This window comes from Microcosmobacter mediterraneus, from assembly GCF_031846265.1.
Lineage (GTDB): Bacteria > Bacteroidota > Bacteroidia > Flavobacteriales > Flavobacteriaceae > Microcosmobacter > Microcosmobacter mediterraneus.
In genome coordinates, this window is sequence record NZ_JAVRIA010000002.1 from 55497 (window position 1) to 71713 (window position 16217).

Below are 16217 nucleotides of genomic sequence, written 5' to 3' on the forward strand. Positions count from 1 at the left end.
AATTGCTTAACGTTTACTTAAAATCTAATGGTTTATCACAATAATTAGTAAATTCGTCCGCATTTAAAGACTTCAACTATGGCAGATTTCAACTTTAAAAAATGGCAAAACATTTTTGGTTGGTCGGTATTCGTAATTGCTCTCATAACTTACAGTTTAACTGTAGAGCCAACTGTGAGTTTCTGGGATACAGGTGAATACATTCTTACATCATCAAAATTACAGGTAGGACATCCTCCTGGTGCACCACTTTTTCAAATGCTTGGTGCATTCTTCTCTATTTTCGCTTTAGAAGCTTCTCAAATAGGAATGATGCTTAATATGATGAGCGCTGTGAGCAGTGCGTTTACAATTTTATTTATGTTTTGGAGTGTGATTCTATTACTTACAAAACTTGCTGGAGGAGAAGAAAACATTAGTAAAAGTTCTTCGGTAGCCATAATTGGTAGTGCAGTTGTAGGGAGTTTGGCATTTGCATTTACAGATACGTTTTGGTACAATGCCGTTGAAACCGAAGTTTATGCCATGGCCATTTTTATAATGTCTGTAATGTTCTACTTGGCATTGCGATGGGAAAAAGATATGAACAAAGCTAGAGGAAATAAGTGGTTAGTGCTTATTTCTTTTGTTATTGGCTTATCTTTTGGTGTTCACTTTATGGGTTTATTAACCATTCCTGCAATTGGTTTAATCTATTACTTTAAAAACTACAAAACCATAACGGTAAAAAATTTCATTATAGCCAACGTGGTCTCTGTTGCTGTTCTTCTGTTTATATTCAAATTATTAGCACCAAATATCTTGAGATTTTTTAGTGTTTCTGAGATTTTCTTTGTTAACACTATTGGGCTACCTTTTAATTCTGGATCAATAATCGCTGGATTAACTTTAATAGGTTTAGTCTATTTTGGGCTAAGCTACTCTAGAAAACAAAACAATAAATTACTTAATACTGGTATTTTGTGTATAGCTTTTGTTGTTATTGGATTTTCATCTTGGATGATGTTACCAATTAGAGCTAATGCCAATGTTATTATTAACGAGAATAATCCTGCTAGTGCAAGAGAACTATTGGCATATTATAACCTAGAACAATATCCTGAAACACACTTATTCTATGGTCCTCAGTTTACAGAACTATATTCTGGAGCTGATGAAAACCAACCCTTTGTGGATGATAAACCTAAGTACGAGAAAGATGAAAAACTTGGAAAGTATGTGATTGTTAATGAATATGAGAATGCTAAACAAAATTACAATTCTGAACATGCAACTTTTCTACCAAGAATGTGGAGTAGTGAGCATGCAGAAAATTATATGATGTTTACAGGTTTAATTGACTTTAAACTAGATCCTGAATTGTACTCCTACTACTACCAAGCAGCATTATCTGAAGGTTATCCTGAAGACCAAGCTAGTTTTTTTGCAAATCAAGAGGTAAGTAAAATTAGAAATCTTGCAAATGATTTTAGAACTAGAATTACCAAAGGTGAAGTAGACTATGAAGATTATCATAATTTCTTAAAACGCTATGCACAATCGTATTTTATTGTAGATAAACCTTCACCAATAGATAATATCACATACATGTTTCAGTACCAATTGGGTTACATGTATTGGCGTTATTTTATGTGGAATTTTACAGGTAGACAAAACGATACTCAAGGACAATATGATGATTTCAATGGAAATTGGATTAGTGGTATACCATTTATAGACAATATGCACATTGGCATGTCTCAAGATAATTTACCAACTGTAGTTAAAGAAGATAAAGCACGTAATACCTATTATTTTCTACCGCTTATTTTAGGGTTGATAGGTTTGTTTTTCTTGTTTAATAGAGACAAAAAAACGTTTTGGGTTATGCTTGTGTTTTTCTTATTTACAGGTTTAGCTATACAAGTTTACACTAACGTTAGACCTTTTGAACCAAGAGAGCGAGACTACTCTGTAGTTGGTTCGTTTTATGTGTTTGCGCTTTGGATTGGTTTTGGCGTCTATGCCATTTTTGAGCGTATGAAAGACAATGTAAATAACAAGTTTAAATCTTTACCAATTATCGCTGTTGCTGCTGCTGTAAATGTGTTACTGTTTTTAATGTTTAGATATTTTTCTTCTAACGTTGAAAGTGAAGTTGTTCTATTTATTTGTAATGCTTTATCAGTTTTATTTTTGATTTTTTCTGGAGTTGCTTTAACCCTTCTTATTGTAGATATAATAACGTTTTTAGTGAACAAAATAAACGGATCTAAATCTACTAAAGCAATAGTATTATCAAGTCTTATGCTTATTGTACCTCTAATCCTTGCAATGAATAATTGGGATGACCACGATCGTTCTGGCAGAAAAACGGCGAATGCTATGGCAGTTAAATACCTAGAATCGTGTGCGCCAAATGCCATATTATTTACTATTGGTGATAACGATAGTTTTCCGCTTTGGTATGCCCAAGAAATAGAAGGTGTAAGAACAGACGTTCGTGTTGTAAACACCAGCTTATTTCAAACAGATTGGTATATAGATCAAATGAAGCGCAAAGCTTACGAAAGTGATCCTATACCATCTCAACTTTCGCATGATCAGTATAAATATGGTACTCGAGATTATATTATGTATAGAGAAATTAGTGAGGATATAGCTAATGATACTCTTAGTATTAAAGAATTTATGAACTTTATTTCTAGTGATGATCCTAAAACAAAGCTTAAATTCATTTTACAACAAAGAAGAGAGTCTGGAGCTGGTTATCCTGCTCAAATGCTCAATGGAAATTATTTCCCAACAAAAAATGTTAGGATACCTGTAAACAAGGATATTGTTCTTAAAAACGGTGTAGTTAGAACAAAAGATGCAGATAGTATTGTACCATATATAGATATTAAAATTACTGATAATGCTATTTATAAAAACCGCCTTTTAATGTTAGATATCATTGCTAACAATAATTGGGAACGTCCAATATATTTTTCTGGAGGAAGTTTTGGAGATGATGATTATATATGGATGAAAGATTACTTACAGCTAGATGGTATGTGTTATAAATTAGTACCTATTAAAACTAAAATAGATAGAGCTAATCCTTTTGATATGGGACGCGTCGATGCTGATTTGATGTATGAAAAAGTAATGTCTTGGGATTGGGGAAATAGTGGTAGTGAAGATATTTATCATGATACTGAAACTAGGCGAAATGGAATTACCTATAGAGGTAATCTTGCTAGATTAATGGAACAATTAATTAATGAAGATAAACCTGATAAAGCAGAAAAAATAGCCGATTTAGCTATGGAAAAAATGCCTGTAAATACTTTTGGTTATTACACGCTTTTAGAACCATATATTAGTGCTTATTATGAGATTGAAAAAGTTGAAAAAGGACGTAACCTTTATAAAGAAGTTACTAAAATTTATCAAGAAAACCTAGCTTATTTCAGTGAGTTATCTATTAAAAATCAAGAAAAGAATTTTGATAGAATCATACAAGATATTGAGCGTTACAGAAGCCTTGTAGATATACTTCTAATATACAATGATGAGGAGTTTGCTGAAAAGGAGACTAAAAAATTCAATGATTATTTACAGTTGTTTGATCATTTTATGCAGCCAGATGATATTGCTCCTAGTCCTGCAGAGTTAGATAGAGATCTAAGAGACTTAGATTCTCTACTGAATTTAGATGATTCTACGCAACAGGAGTAATTATGGAGTTAATACCAGCAAAAACTCCTAAACTGATAACATCATTGTTTCCGAGTTATGTTTGGAATATTCCAACTAAAGAAAATACAATTTTTCTTACTTTCGATGATGGTCCAACTCCTGAGGTTACCATGTGGACATTAGATATATTAAAAAAATTTAATGCCAAAGCAACTTTTTTTTGTATTGGCTCCAACATAGACAAACATCCTGAAATTTTTCAATCTATTGTAAATGATGACCATGGTATTGGTAATCATACTTATAATCATTTAAAAGGCTGGAAAACTAATACCAAGACTTACATTAAAGATATTGAGAAAACACAAGATCTAATTAACAAGAAAATTAGAGCTATAAACAATCTAGATACTTTAAACACTAAATTGTTTAGACCACCTTATGGAAAGTTAATTCCAAGGCAAGGAAAAGCATTACAGAATCTCAATTATAAAATTATTATGTGGAATGTTCTGTCCTTTGACTGGGACTCTTCTACTTCTAAAGAAAAATGCTTCGACAATATAATTAGCAATGCAAAACGAGGTAGTATTATCGTCTTCCATGATAGTCTAAAAGCTAGCACTAATTTAAAATATTGCTTACCTAAAGTCTTAAATCACTTCAGTAAAATGGGTTATACATTTAAATCGTTAACCCTATAGGTAGTCCTTAATAATACCAATTAAAGTATTGGCATCTTGCTCTCCACTGTGGCGCCATTTCATTTCGCCATTTTTATAAATAATGAGCGTAGGAAGACCTTTTACACGAAGTGCCTCTGCAAGTTCTTTATTCTTATCAACATCAATCTTTATCACCTTAGCCTTATCGCCAAGGGCAGCTGCAACATCTCTCAGAACAGGATGCATGGTAGTAGATTCCTCATTCCATTCGGTAAAAAAGTCGAGTAAAACTGGAATGTCTACATCTATTAATTCCCCAAATTTTGACATTGTATTAAAGTTTTGAATCTATATAACTTATTTATAAAAATAAGAAAATCATAGTAAAGATAATACTTTAAGCTTATTATGCTGGTTTTGAACCCTTTTTAAGTTCAATAACTGTAATTTCTGGCCAAATACCAACGCGACCTGGAAAGGCTAAATAGCCAAATCCTCTATTAACATTGATAAACTGACCCAGCTCTTCATAAATACCTGCCCAATATTTGTAACGCCATTTTACAGGACTCCATTTAAACCAACCTGGAATCTCTATCCCAAATTGCATACCATGAGTATGACCACTAAGTGTTAAATGATAATGGTAATTATCTTTGATGACCTCTTTTTCCCAATGTGAAGGATCATGACTCAGTAAAATTTTAAAATCATCAGCATTAACGTTTGATGCTGCTTTCTTTAAATCACCGGCTTTTTTAAAACCACCTGCTCCCCAATTTTCTACACCAACTATAGCTAAACGTTCTCCTTCTCTTTCTATAAAACGACTTTCGTTAAGTAATACATCAAAACCTATCTCGTTTTGAAGCGCAATTAAATCGTCTAGATTTTTTTGTTTAATCTCTTGTGATTCCCATCGAATATAATCGCCATAATCATGATTTCCGAGAACAGAATACATACCATCTTTAGCATTTAATTTAGAGAACATCGTTTTGTATGGTGTCAATTCAGAAGCTTCGTTATTAACTATATCTCCTGTAAATAAAATAGTATCGCTTTGTTGTTCGTTTATTAAATCAATAGCATACTCTACTTTCGCAGGATTATCAAAACTCCCTGAATGTATGTCACTAATTTGCGTTAATCGGTAACCATCAAAAGCAGTTGGTAAATCTTTGAAATACAATGTATAATTAAGCACTTTAAAGTTGTATTTCCCTTTATAAATACCATATAAAATTGATACAAAAGGGATTGCTGCTAAGCCTAAAGCTATCTGACTTATAAATTTACGGCGAGAAGGCATATGCGAATTCCCCGAATTGTCATTTTCGAAGAAGTAACTATACAACGTTTGTGGTACTCTAACAATATCTTCAGCAAACATAAGCACCATTAAAATCATCTTAGGTACAATAATAGCTACTAAAAAAGCAAAGGCATAGGCATGACTATTACCATAATCACTTCGGTTTAGACCGTAGAAACGAAGAATAAAATTACCTACTACTAACAAGGTGATTACCCAATAGACAAGATGAAAATAATTATTCTTTGCTACCGTTTTAAATGCTTGGAATGCATAAAAATCTATAATCCCAAAAACAATAATGAAAATAAGCCAGCGCATGACTACACAATTTTTTTGTAAAGATACGTATTACAGTATGTACTTATCTAATAAAATTGTTAAGGGATTTTATTTTGATGTCTATGCTTTTAGCATCTGTTTTAAAGTCAATAACTTTTACAATATTAGGCAGTAGATCAAAGAAATTATCTGAATACACACCCTTAGAATCCGAGAATAAAAAAACATCTTTTTGAAACGTTTTACTTTGCAACTCAATTTGAAATCCGCTTGCAGTCTTTATTATTTTTTGAGTTATGGGTTTGTCTAATAATTGTAAATCCTTTGGCTTAGTAAAAAAGAAGTGCGATTGTCTTCCATTAAATTCCGAGATAAGAACCACCTCATTTTTCTTCAAAATCAGCGTATTGAGGTCTAATTGGTGTTTTATTTCTGAAGCATTAGGTCGGCATTCCACACTGATTAAATCTTGCCAGATCGAATTACCTTCAAAATCAATTAGCTTCAAACTTAAAACTCCAGATTCTTCTTGTAATCCATCATTTACAATCCATGTGTTCATCATATTTTCTTCAATTTGAGAGGATATCAAAATATTATCAAAACCATGCTTCACCTTGTAGTGTAAAGCTTTCCTATTTCCAAAAAAATCAATACTAGACCATGAAATTGCAGGCCAACAGTCGTTAAGTTGCCAATAGAGTGTTCCCATATTATAAGGTTTTGATCTACGATGTGCTTCGATCCCCTTTGTAATACCATAAGCTTGCAAGATCTGACTCATATAAATATAATCTTCAGGTTTATCTGGCACAGGGAAATCACGCTGCATATAGTCATCAATCAACTCAAAACCTCTTATATGATTTTGATGGTTTTTAAACCCATCAGTATCTATAAAAATTGAATCATTTTGATTGATGAATTGTGTAGTTTCATAACTTGGAAACGATTGAAATCCAAACTCACTCATAAATCGCGGCACATGTTCTTCTAAATGTTCAAAAGGATAAGCATCATGCCAAATCCACCAATCGTGCGCATCGCCTTCAAATTCATATTTAGAATTTCCACGACCATATTTTGGAGAGCTTTCCCAATAGGTTGTGTTCGTTAAATTAGAAACTGTATTAGGTAAAATGGAATCGAATACTTTAAGGTAGTTGTCCCAAATCTCGTCTTTTTCGACATCACTTCTATTGGCTTGCCAACCCCATCGATGCCAACCTTCGGAGTTTTCGTTATTACCACACCAAAGTGCAATAGAAGGGTGATCACGCAAGCGTTTTACATTGTCTATGGCTTCTTGCTCAACATTTTTAAGAAAAGCTTCATCACCAGGATACATGGCGCAAGCAAACATAAAATCTTGCCAAACTAGGATGCCTTTTTCGTCACATAAATCGTAAAAAATATCGTTCTCATAAATACCTCCTCCCCAAACTCTGAGCATATTCATATTAGCATTAACGACATCACTTAATAGTTTTTCGTAATTCTCATCTTTGACTTTATTTTGAAAACTGTGTTGCGGAATATAATTAGCGCCTTTAGCATATATAGGTACATAATTTACTTTAAAGTAAAAGGATTTACCAATGCTATCTTTTTTGGTGACTAGTTCAATCGTTCTTAAACCGACTTTCTTAGAAATACTATCCAAAATTTTATCGCCTTCCTTTGCGATTACTTTTATATCATACAGATAAGGTTCGCCAAGATTATGTGGCCACCAAAGTTTTGGGTTTTCTATTTTAAATGGTATGGTTATTTTTTCATTTACCCTAGAATATTTAGACGTTAAACTCAACGAATTATTAATAAAAAGTTCGAAACTGATAGGTGTTTCGAGGTTTGAATTAATTTTGAACTCTACTGTTACATTACCTAATGAATCTAAAGTATTAGATTGTAATATTGCACTTTCTTCAATTTTAAAATCATTCCAAGCTACCAACTTAATAGGTCTCCAAATACCAACAGTATTCAATTTCGGTCCCCAATCCCAACCATATTGAAATTGTGGTTTTCGTGTAAAAATCCGATTACCTTCTGGCAACTCATAAGGTAATTTTGCTTTCTCGGCATCTTCATATTTAGAGGTGCGCTCAAAAACAATTCGCAATTCATTTTCTAGTTCAAGACTAGACTTTACATCGATTTTAAATGCTCTAAAGGCATTATTGGATTTTAGAATAAGACTATCATTCAAGTAGACAAATGCATAAGTATCTAAACCTTCAAAATTGAGTTCTAGATGTTTCTTTTCTAAAGTTTTTTTATCTACAGAAAATGTAGTTTTATATTCCCAATCCGTTTCAGAAACCCATTGTACCTTTTCTTCGTTTTTGCCAATAAAAGGGTCTTCAATTAGCTTGTCATCTAATAAATCTGAAAATACATTCCCTGGCATTGTTGCACTACTCCAAATAGAATCCGTTACTTTTTTGAATTCCCAATTATCATGCAATGTTATGGTCGTTGGTACATCGTATTTTGGCTGACAACTAAAACAAATGGTTGTTAAAATAAAAAAGAACATTAGTTTCTTCATAAATATAAGCTTTAGACCTTTCAGGTTTTGAAAACCTGAAAGGTCTATTTTAAGTTGTCTAAAATAGCCTTAATTGTGTTTAAATCTGACGTGATTTCTCCATTAATCTCTTTTGAAGCCGAAGCGTGTATTTCTTTAAATCCTGCCTCTTTAAAAATACTGGCATTTTTAGGATTAATGCCTGAACCTGGTACTATTATAATTTTATTCTGAGTTTTATCTTTTAGGGTTTTTAAAAGTGAAAGCCCTTCTTCTGCTTTTGGTTTTTGACCAGACGTTAAAACACGTTCTACACCAAGATTTATAAGTTGCTCTAAGGCTTCGGTTGGATTTATAACCTCGTCAAAAGCGCGATGAAACGTAACCTCTAAAGGTCTAGCCAACTCTACCAAAGCTCTAGTTCTTATCAAATCTATAGTATTATCAGGATTCAATAAACCAGAAACTATACCATCAAAGCCTAATTCTTTACAGGTTTTAATATCATTTTTCATCTCCTCAAACTCTTGGTCATTGTAAACAAAGTCTCCTGCTCGTGGCCTAATCAGTATAAAAGTTTTAATTGATAACTCCCCTGAAACTCTTTTTAATAAATCCAAAGATGGTGTAAGACCTCCAACGTCTAATTCTTTACATAATTCAATTCGATGAGCTCCAGCTTCTTGAGCATTTTTAGCAGATTGATAATTTGGTGTGCAAACTTCAAATAACATACTAATTGATTATTATCTCATCAATAAATGTCCACGCCTTATTGCCAGCACCTTGCTTGCCTTCAGGTATTGTTCCATAATTTTTAATCCACATAATAATTTTGGTGACATCTTTAATTTCTTCATCTATTCCTAAATTCAAACTAACCTCAGTCAATAGGCCTTTTGGTTCAATTTGTTTAATTACCGTTGGAGCTTGATCTAAGTAATAATAGGTGGCAGCAACGCTTTTTGGTGCGTAAATCCATTGACCTTGTCCATTGTGAAATCGCGTAGAAATAGTACTGATATCAACTGGTTCTTCAAATTTAATCTCAATCGAGATATCTTCTCCCCAAAACCCTAACCATTCCTTATCGCCATAACGTGAATTGCTTCCTGAAACACCATTAATTAAACCTTCTAGGCCACTGCCAGAATACGCTTTATGTGGTTGTTTATCTATAGTGATTTTTGCGCCTACAGCTTTATGTAAATTGATATCCTGAGAAAATACAGTGCCTAATTGTTCCTTATCTTTAAATACAGCTGCTTTAATGGTAGAACTTTCTGAGATTGGGATTTTAGAATCATAGATTTTAGAATTAAAATTAGGTTCACTCCCATCTGAAGTATAGCGAATTATTTTTCCTTCTGTGAGCGTACTGAGCTTATAACTTAACTGGTTGTTTTCATTTTGTAACTGACCATCAACTTCGTACAAATGATTGGCATAATTAACATCTAAAGCATCTAATCGCTTATTAAACTGTTCTACCCGCTCTACAAAATTGGGATAATTCTTGTTTTCTTGATTTGTCCAAACCACCTCGCTCATCGCTAATAGCCGCGGAAATACCATATACTCTACTTGGTCTTCGGTTGGCATATACTCAGTCCAAACATTACCTTGAGCTCCAAGAACATACTTAGACTCGTCTTGTGTTAATTCTTCTGGAATGGGATTAAAACTGTACACTTTTTCTAAAGGTAAATAACCACCAATAGCTGTTGGTTCATTTTCGTTTTCGGACTGGTAATAATCGAAATAACAGTGCGATGTTGGCGTCATCACCACATTATGACCTTGCTTGGCAGCTTCGATGGCACCATTCATTCCTCGCCAAGACATCACTGTGGCATTTGGTGCCAAACCACCTTCTAGTATTTCATCCCAACCTATAATTTGTCTGCCTTTACTATTTAAGTACTTTTCAATTCTAGTGATGAAATAGTTTTGAAGTTCGTGCTCGTCTTTTAAGCCTTCAGATGACATTCTTGACTGACAATCTGCACACGTTTTCCAATTGGTTTTAGGTGCTTCGTCTCCACCAATATGAATGTATTCACTTGGAAACAACTCTAAAACCTCATCCAATACATCTTCAAGAAACTTAAACGTTTCTTCTTTAGTACAATAAATATGCTCAAAAACACCCCATTTTGTGGCAACTTCAACTTGTTCTCTGTTTGCTGAGCCTGTCGAAGTACAGCCTAATTCAGGATAAGCAGCTATTGCTGCTTGGCTATGGCCTGGCATTTCTATTTCTGGTATAATGGTTACGAAACGTTCTTTTGCATAGGCAACAATGTCTTTTATTTGCTCTTGTGTATAATATCCTCCATAGCGCTTTCCATCAAGTTGATGTGGTTGGTCACTATAATGTCCAACCAAGGTCTCATCTCTAAAAGCTGCAATCTCTTGAAGTTTAGGATACTTCTTTATTTCTATTCGCCAACCTTGGTCTTCGGTTAAATGCCAGTGAAAGGTATTCATTTTGAGCATAGCTAAGGCGTCAATGTATTTTTTAATAAAATCCACGGAATACATGTGCCTGCCAACATCTAAATGCATACCTCGATATGAATATTGAGGTCCGTCATTGATCTCAATACAAGGTATTATAACTTCATCAGCTGTATATGTCCCATTCTCAAATTCAGATGGCAATAATTGCCTTAACGTTTGCACAGCATAGAAAGCACCTTGATCTGATGATGCCTTGATTTGAATACTGTTAGGCTTGATATCTAAAACATAACCTTCTTCACTTTCCAATGAAGAGTCTAAAATAAATTCGATTTCATTAGAATTCTTAAGCTCTATTTTACTCCCTTCTTTAATAAAGGTCTTCAAAAATTTTGCTGAAATTTTTAATTCTTCAGGGAAACTAATGCCAGTTGAATTATCCAAAACAAATTTATCAATAGTTATTATCTGATTATTTGGCTTAGGAATAATTTGAGGAATAACTAATACTTCTTGTTTTTGTGAACATCCAAGACTTAGTATTACAAAAAGGAGAAGTGCAGCTGTTTTCTTGATTGGCATTTTAGTATATTAGATGCTTTAAAATTAGTAATCTATTTTTAATGCAATCTAAACTCCTCTTCGTTTTTTGTTTTCTTCTTCTAATAAGTTGCAAAAACGATCCAAACATTGAATCCGCAAAAAAAGATCAACCCTTAATTTCTTATGTTAATCCGTTTATAGGAACTGGTGGTCATGGCCACACCTATCCTGGAGCAACATTGCCTTTTGGAATGATGCAATTGAGTCCAGATACACGGTTAGATGGTTGGGATGGCTGTTCTGGTTATCATTATTCTGACGAGTACATCTATGGATTTTCGCACACACATCTTAGCGGAACAGGAGTTTCAGATTATGGTGATATTTTATTAATGCCTACTAATGCTGTAAACTTTAATAATGGAGCTGACGGTAAACCAGGCTATCGCGACCATTTTTCACATGATAATGAAGTTGCGGAACCAGGTTATTATAAAGTGCATTTAGACTCTACAAATATTGATGTTGAATTGACAACATCCCTTAGAAGCGGTATCCATAAGTATAATTTCCCATCTGCAGATGATCAATATTTGATTCTAGATCTTGAACATCGTGATGAATTGTTGGAATATCAAATCGTTCAGGTAGATAGTGTTTCGCTTAGAGGTTTTAGGCATTCTAAAGCTTGGGCAACAGACCAACGTTTGTTTTATCATATTACGTTTTCTCATCCCATTCAGGATATTATCTATGAGGAAAATGGGAAGCAAGTCTCTAAAAACTATAAGTTTGAAAGTACAAAAGCTGCTATTTCTTTTGTAAATCCTACTAACCAATCCGTTGAAGTTAGAATAGGTATTTCGCCTGTTGATGTAGCTGGAGCCATGAAAAATCTAGAAGCCGAAATAGCTGATAAATCTTTTGAAACTATAAAGCAAGAAGCCCAAAATTACTGGGAACAACAGTTAGAAAAGATAGTTGTTGAAAGCGACAATAACGATTATAAAACTAATTTCTATACAGCATTATACCATACTATGCTAGCTCCAAATCGCTATCAGGATGTCGATGGCAATTATAGAGGTATGGATTTAAAGATTCATAATGCCGATTTCGATTATTACACGGTGTTTTCGCTTTGGGATACCTATAGAGCTGCGCATCCTTTGTATACTATTATTGAAGAAGAGCGCACCAATCACTTCATCAATACATTTTTAGCTAAATACGACGAAGGTGGTATTATGCCAATTTGGGATTTATCGGCTTGCTATACAGGTTGTATGATTGGTTACCATGCTGTTCCAGTAATTGCTGATGCTTACTTAAAAGGAATACAAGATTACGATACCGAAAAAGCGTTTGAAGCCATGAAGCATTCTGCCACTAGAGACAAACTTGGTTTAGAATCGTATAAGGAATTTGGCTTTATTCCTGTTGAGGCTGAAAGCGAATCAGTTTCTAAAACTCTAGAATACGCTTACGATGATTGGACCATTGCACAAATGGCAAAGGCTATGGGAAAAGATGAGGATTTCAAAACCTATTCTGAACGCGCTCAGTACTACAAAAATATTTATGACCCAGAATCTCAATTTATGCGAGGTCGTTTCAGAAATACTTGGTTTGCACCTTTCGACCCTTATGAGGTTAACTTTAATTACACTGAAGCCAACTCATGGCAATACAGCTTTTATGTACCACAGGATGTCTCTGGATTTATAAACCTGCTTGGCGGAAAAGATAAATTAGAAGCCCATTTAGATAAACTCTTTACTGCTGAAGCTGAAACTTCTGGACGAAATCAAGCTGATATCACTGGTCTTATAGGACAATATGCTCACGGAAATGAACCGAGTCATCATATGGCCTATTTATACAATTTTGTAAATAAGCCACACAAAACGCAAGAGCGTGTGCATCAAATCTTAACAGAACTCTACCAAAATGCACCTGATGGCATTTCTGGTAATGAAGATTGTGGACAAATGAGTGCTTGGTATGTATTTTCATCGCTTGGATTTTATCCTGTCACACCTGGCAGTAATCAGTATATTATAGGAACTCCATTAATGGATAAAGCCACATTTAATTTAGAAAACGGTAATCAATTCACAATAAATACTACAAACCTAAGTGACACAAATAAATACATTGAATACGTCTATCTCAATGGTGAACAACTAGATAGAACTTACATTATTCATGAGGAGATTATGAATGGTGGTTCACTAGAGTTTCACATGACAGATAATCCTGCTGTTTGGGGAAGTCGTGATGGACAGGAACCTATCACAGAAATTAAAGAACACATCATTGTTCCTGCTCCATTTATTGCCAAAGGCGATGTCGCTTTTAAAGGGTCTACTGAAGTCGAATTAGGAATAGCTAACTCCCAATCTGAAATTTTTTATAGCATAGATAATTCTAAATTTAAGCTATACGATAAGGCAATTATTATTGCTGAACCATGCCAACTAAACGTTTATGCTACAGATAAACCTGGAAATAAAAGTGCTACCATAAGTACACAATTTTACAAGATTGATCCTAACTTAAGTATTACTTTGGGAACAGAATATGCCAATCAGTACAACGCTGGTGGTAATGATGCACTTATCGATGGTATTTTAGGAACTAAAGATTTTAGAACAGGAACTTGGCAAGGCTATTTTGATGAAGATGTTATTGCTATCGTAGATTTAGGTAAAGTAAAACCTATTGAAACCATAAACGTTAATTTTTTACAAGACCAACGCTCTTGGATTTTTTATCCAACTGAGGTTGAATGCTACGTTTCAGATAATCCAAAAACCTTTTATAAAAGTTTACCAAAACATGTTATTAATTCCACTAAACCTTCTGAAGATTCTGAAATTAAGACTTTAAATTTTTCAATGAATGGCTATAGCGCCAGATACGTAAAAATAGTAGCAAAAAAATTAGGTGAACTCCCAGAATGGCATTTAGGTTATAAACACGATGGAAGAAGCTGGATTTTTGTGGATGAAATTTCGATTAAATAAAATAACTAACAACAATAAACTATGACTAACCAAAATAACAAGTCGGCTTTAGCCACCTTAGTAACGGTTTTCTTCTTCTGGGGATTTATTGCAGCCTCTAATGGTGTATTTATACCATTTTGTAAAACCTATTTTAATATCGACCAATTTCAATCGCAATTGGTAGATTTTGCATTTTATGGTGCCTATTACATTGGTGCATTATTACTTTTTATAATGTCTGGTTCTATTAAGAAAGACATTATGAATAATTGGGGTTACAAAAACGGCATTATTTATGGCTTGTTGTTATCCGCAATTGGAGCTTTTGTGATGTATCCTGCAACAGTAGGTGCCGAACAAGGACAAACTAGTGTTTTTTATTTTGTGCTTATCGCCTATTTTATTGTAGCATTGGGCTTCTCATTACAACAAACTGCAGCAAACCCGTTTGCCATAGCTTTAGGTGATCCTAAAACAGGTTCCCATCGACTAAATTTAGCAGGAGGTATCAACTCCTTCGGCACCACAATTGGGCCAGTTGTAGTAAGCTTAGTTATTTTCGGATCTGCTTCTTGGAGTACAGACGAACTCGCGTCCATGATTGCCAATAACGATATTACCTTAGTTACAGTACAGAGCTTATATTTAGGAGTAGGCGTTTTATTTTTAGTTGCAGCTGCCTTGTTTTACTTTTCGAAAAAATTACCTGCGCTTAAATCAGATACAGTATTTGAACCTGCTAATAAAGCCCGTAATTTATTAATCCTATTAACATTAATTATTGTTGGATGCTTTGGTTATATCTTTAGCACCTATGCTGGAGATACTGTTGCTACTGAAAGTGTCGAAGAAACTCGATTAATTGTTTTGTTTGTTGCTCTCTTTGCAGTTATTGCTGCTGTTTTTGTAGCTAACTCTAGTGCTTCAAAGAAGCCTGAAGGCTGGGGTGCGATGAAGTATCCACAACTCGTTTTGGGTATGTTAGCTATTTTTATGTACGTTGGTGTTGAAGTAACAATTGGCAGTAATCTTGGAGAGCTTTTAAAGCAAGAAGTAGAAACGACAGGTTTAAATTCCCTTGGACTACCAGTACTCAACGACTCGCAACTTGGTATATACATTTCATTATATTGGGGTGGATTAATGATAGGCCGTTGGGTTGGAGCGATAACTGTGTTTGGGCCAGGCAAAAGTCTTAAAAAAGTACTTTTAATTCTAGTACCTTATATCGCTTTTGGTGTTATTCTCGCTGTAAATTATATAGCAGGAAATGAATTTTCAACCAATGAACTATTATTCTTTGCCATCTGCATTGCTGTCCAAATAGTTGGGTTCTTTTTAGCAAAAGACAAACCTGTTAAAACACTAAAAATATTTAGCCTTTTAGGAATTATCGGAATGTTAGTTGGCTTATTCGCTTCAGGTAATGTTGCTTTATTTGCATTTTTATCTGGCGGATTATTCTGTTCAATTATGTGGCCATGTATATTTACGTTGAGTATCGCTGGTTTAGGGAAATATACCTCTCAAGGCTCAGCATTTTTAATTATGATGATTTTAGGAGGTGCCATTATTCCTCCTGTTCAAGGTAAACTAGCTGATGTGTATAGCATTCAATCATCGTATTGGATAGCAGTAGCTTGCTTTGTTTATTTACTATTTTATGCGTTTAGAACTAAAACAGTATTGGATAAACAAGGTGTAGAATATTAGTTTTTGAAATAGAAATCGAAGTTGAATCT

General features: G+C 33.9%; 9 protein-coding genes. 4 read left to right on the forward strand and 5 right to left on the reverse strand.

Annotated features, from left to right (window positions below; all coding sequences use genetic code 11):
- Positions 1-78: 78 nt before the first annotated feature.
- Together RM697_RS03735 and RM697_RS03740 are read left to right on the forward strand one after the other, a co-directional pair.
- Positions 79-3702, forward strand: a complete 3624-nt coding sequence (locus RM697_RS03735) for a glycosyltransferase family 117 protein (protein WP_311426518.1) — start codon at positions 79-81, stop codon at positions 3700-3702.
- A gap of 2 nt (positions 3703-3704) precedes the next feature.
- Positions 3705-4367, forward strand: a complete 663-nt coding sequence (locus RM697_RS03740; RefSeq protein ID WP_311426519.1) for a polysaccharide deacetylase family protein — start codon at positions 3705-3707, stop codon at positions 4365-4367.
- Here RM697_RS03740 and RM697_RS03745 read toward each other — a convergent pair.
- The 5 genes from RM697_RS03745 to RM697_RS03765 form a co-directional block, all read right to left on the reverse strand.
- The gene (locus RM697_RS03745; protein ID WP_311426520.1) at positions 4362-4658 is read right to left on the reverse strand and encodes a thioredoxin family protein; all 297 of its coding nucleotides are present in this window, start codon (positions 4656-4658) and stop codon (positions 4362-4364) included. The genes RM697_RS03740 and RM697_RS03745 overlap by 6 nt on opposite strands.
- A 76-nt stretch (positions 4659-4734) precedes the next feature.
- Entirely contained in the window at positions 4735-5964 is a 1230-nt protein-coding gene (locus tag RM697_RS03750; RefSeq protein WP_311426521.1) for a metallophosphoesterase, read from the reverse strand.
- Positions 5965-6007: 43 nt separating this feature from the next.
- Positions 6008-8479, reverse strand: coding sequence for a beta-mannosidase (locus RM697_RS03755; protein WP_311426522.1), 2472 nt, complete (start codon positions 8477-8479; stop codon positions 6008-6010).
- A gap of 44 nt (positions 8480-8523) precedes the next feature.
- Positions 8524-9192, reverse strand: coding sequence for a copper homeostasis protein CutC (locus RM697_RS03760; protein WP_311426523.1), 669 nt, complete (start codon positions 9190-9192; stop codon positions 8524-8526).
- A gap of 1 nt (position 9193) precedes the next feature.
- The gene (locus RM697_RS03765) at positions 9194-11503 is read right to left on the reverse strand and encodes a beta-N-acetylhexosaminidase (RefSeq protein WP_311426524.1); all 2310 of its coding nucleotides are present in this window, start codon (positions 11501-11503) and stop codon (positions 9194-9196) included.
- A 41-nt stretch (positions 11504-11544) separates the two neighbouring features.
- Between RM697_RS03765 and RM697_RS03770 the strand changes: the two genes are divergently transcribed.
- Positions 11545-14493, forward strand: a complete 2949-nt coding sequence (locus RM697_RS03770) for a GH92 family glycosyl hydrolase (RefSeq protein WP_311426525.1) — start codon at positions 11545-11547, stop codon at positions 14491-14493.
- A gap of 21 nt (positions 14494-14514) precedes the next feature.
- A complete protein-coding gene (locus RM697_RS03775) occupies positions 14515-16188 on the forward strand; it encodes an MFS transporter (RefSeq protein ID WP_311426526.1) in 1674 nt (557 codons plus the stop codon).
- Positions 16189-16217: the final 29 nt, after the last annotated feature.

Coding starts and splice junctions, on each gene's coding strand:
- RM697_RS03750 (WP_311426521.1), bottom strand. CDS start 5,964: ATGCGCTGGCTTATTTTCATTATTGTTTTTGGGATTATAGATTTTTAT.
- RM697_RS03775 (WP_311426526.1), top strand. CDS start 14,515: ATGACTAACCAAAATAACAAGTCGGCTTTAGCCACCTTAGTAACGGTT.
- RM697_RS03770 (WP_311426525.1), top strand. CDS start 11,545: ATGCAATCTAAACTCCTCTTCGTTTTTTGTTTTCTTCTTCTAATAAGT.
- RM697_RS03760 (WP_311426523.1), bottom strand. CDS start 9,192: ATGTTATTTGAAGTTTGCACACCAAATTATCAATCTGCTAAAAATGCT.
- RM697_RS03740 (WP_311426519.1), top strand. CDS start 3,705: ATGGAGTTAATACCAGCAAAAACTCCTAAACTGATAACATCATTGTTT.
- RM697_RS03765 (WP_311426524.1), bottom strand. CDS start 11,503: ATGCCAATCAAGAAAACAGCTGCACTTCTCCTTTTTGTAATACTAAGT.
- RM697_RS03745 (WP_311426520.1), bottom strand. CDS start 4,658: ATGTCAAAATTTGGGGAATTAATAGATGTAGACATTCCAGTTTTACTC.
- RM697_RS03755 (WP_311426522.1), bottom strand. CDS start 8,479: ATGAAGAAACTAATGTTCTTTTTTATTTTAACAACCATTTGTTTTAGT.
- RM697_RS03735 (WP_311426518.1), top strand. CDS start 79: ATGGCAGATTTCAACTTTAAAAAATGGCAAAACATTTTTGGTTGGTCG.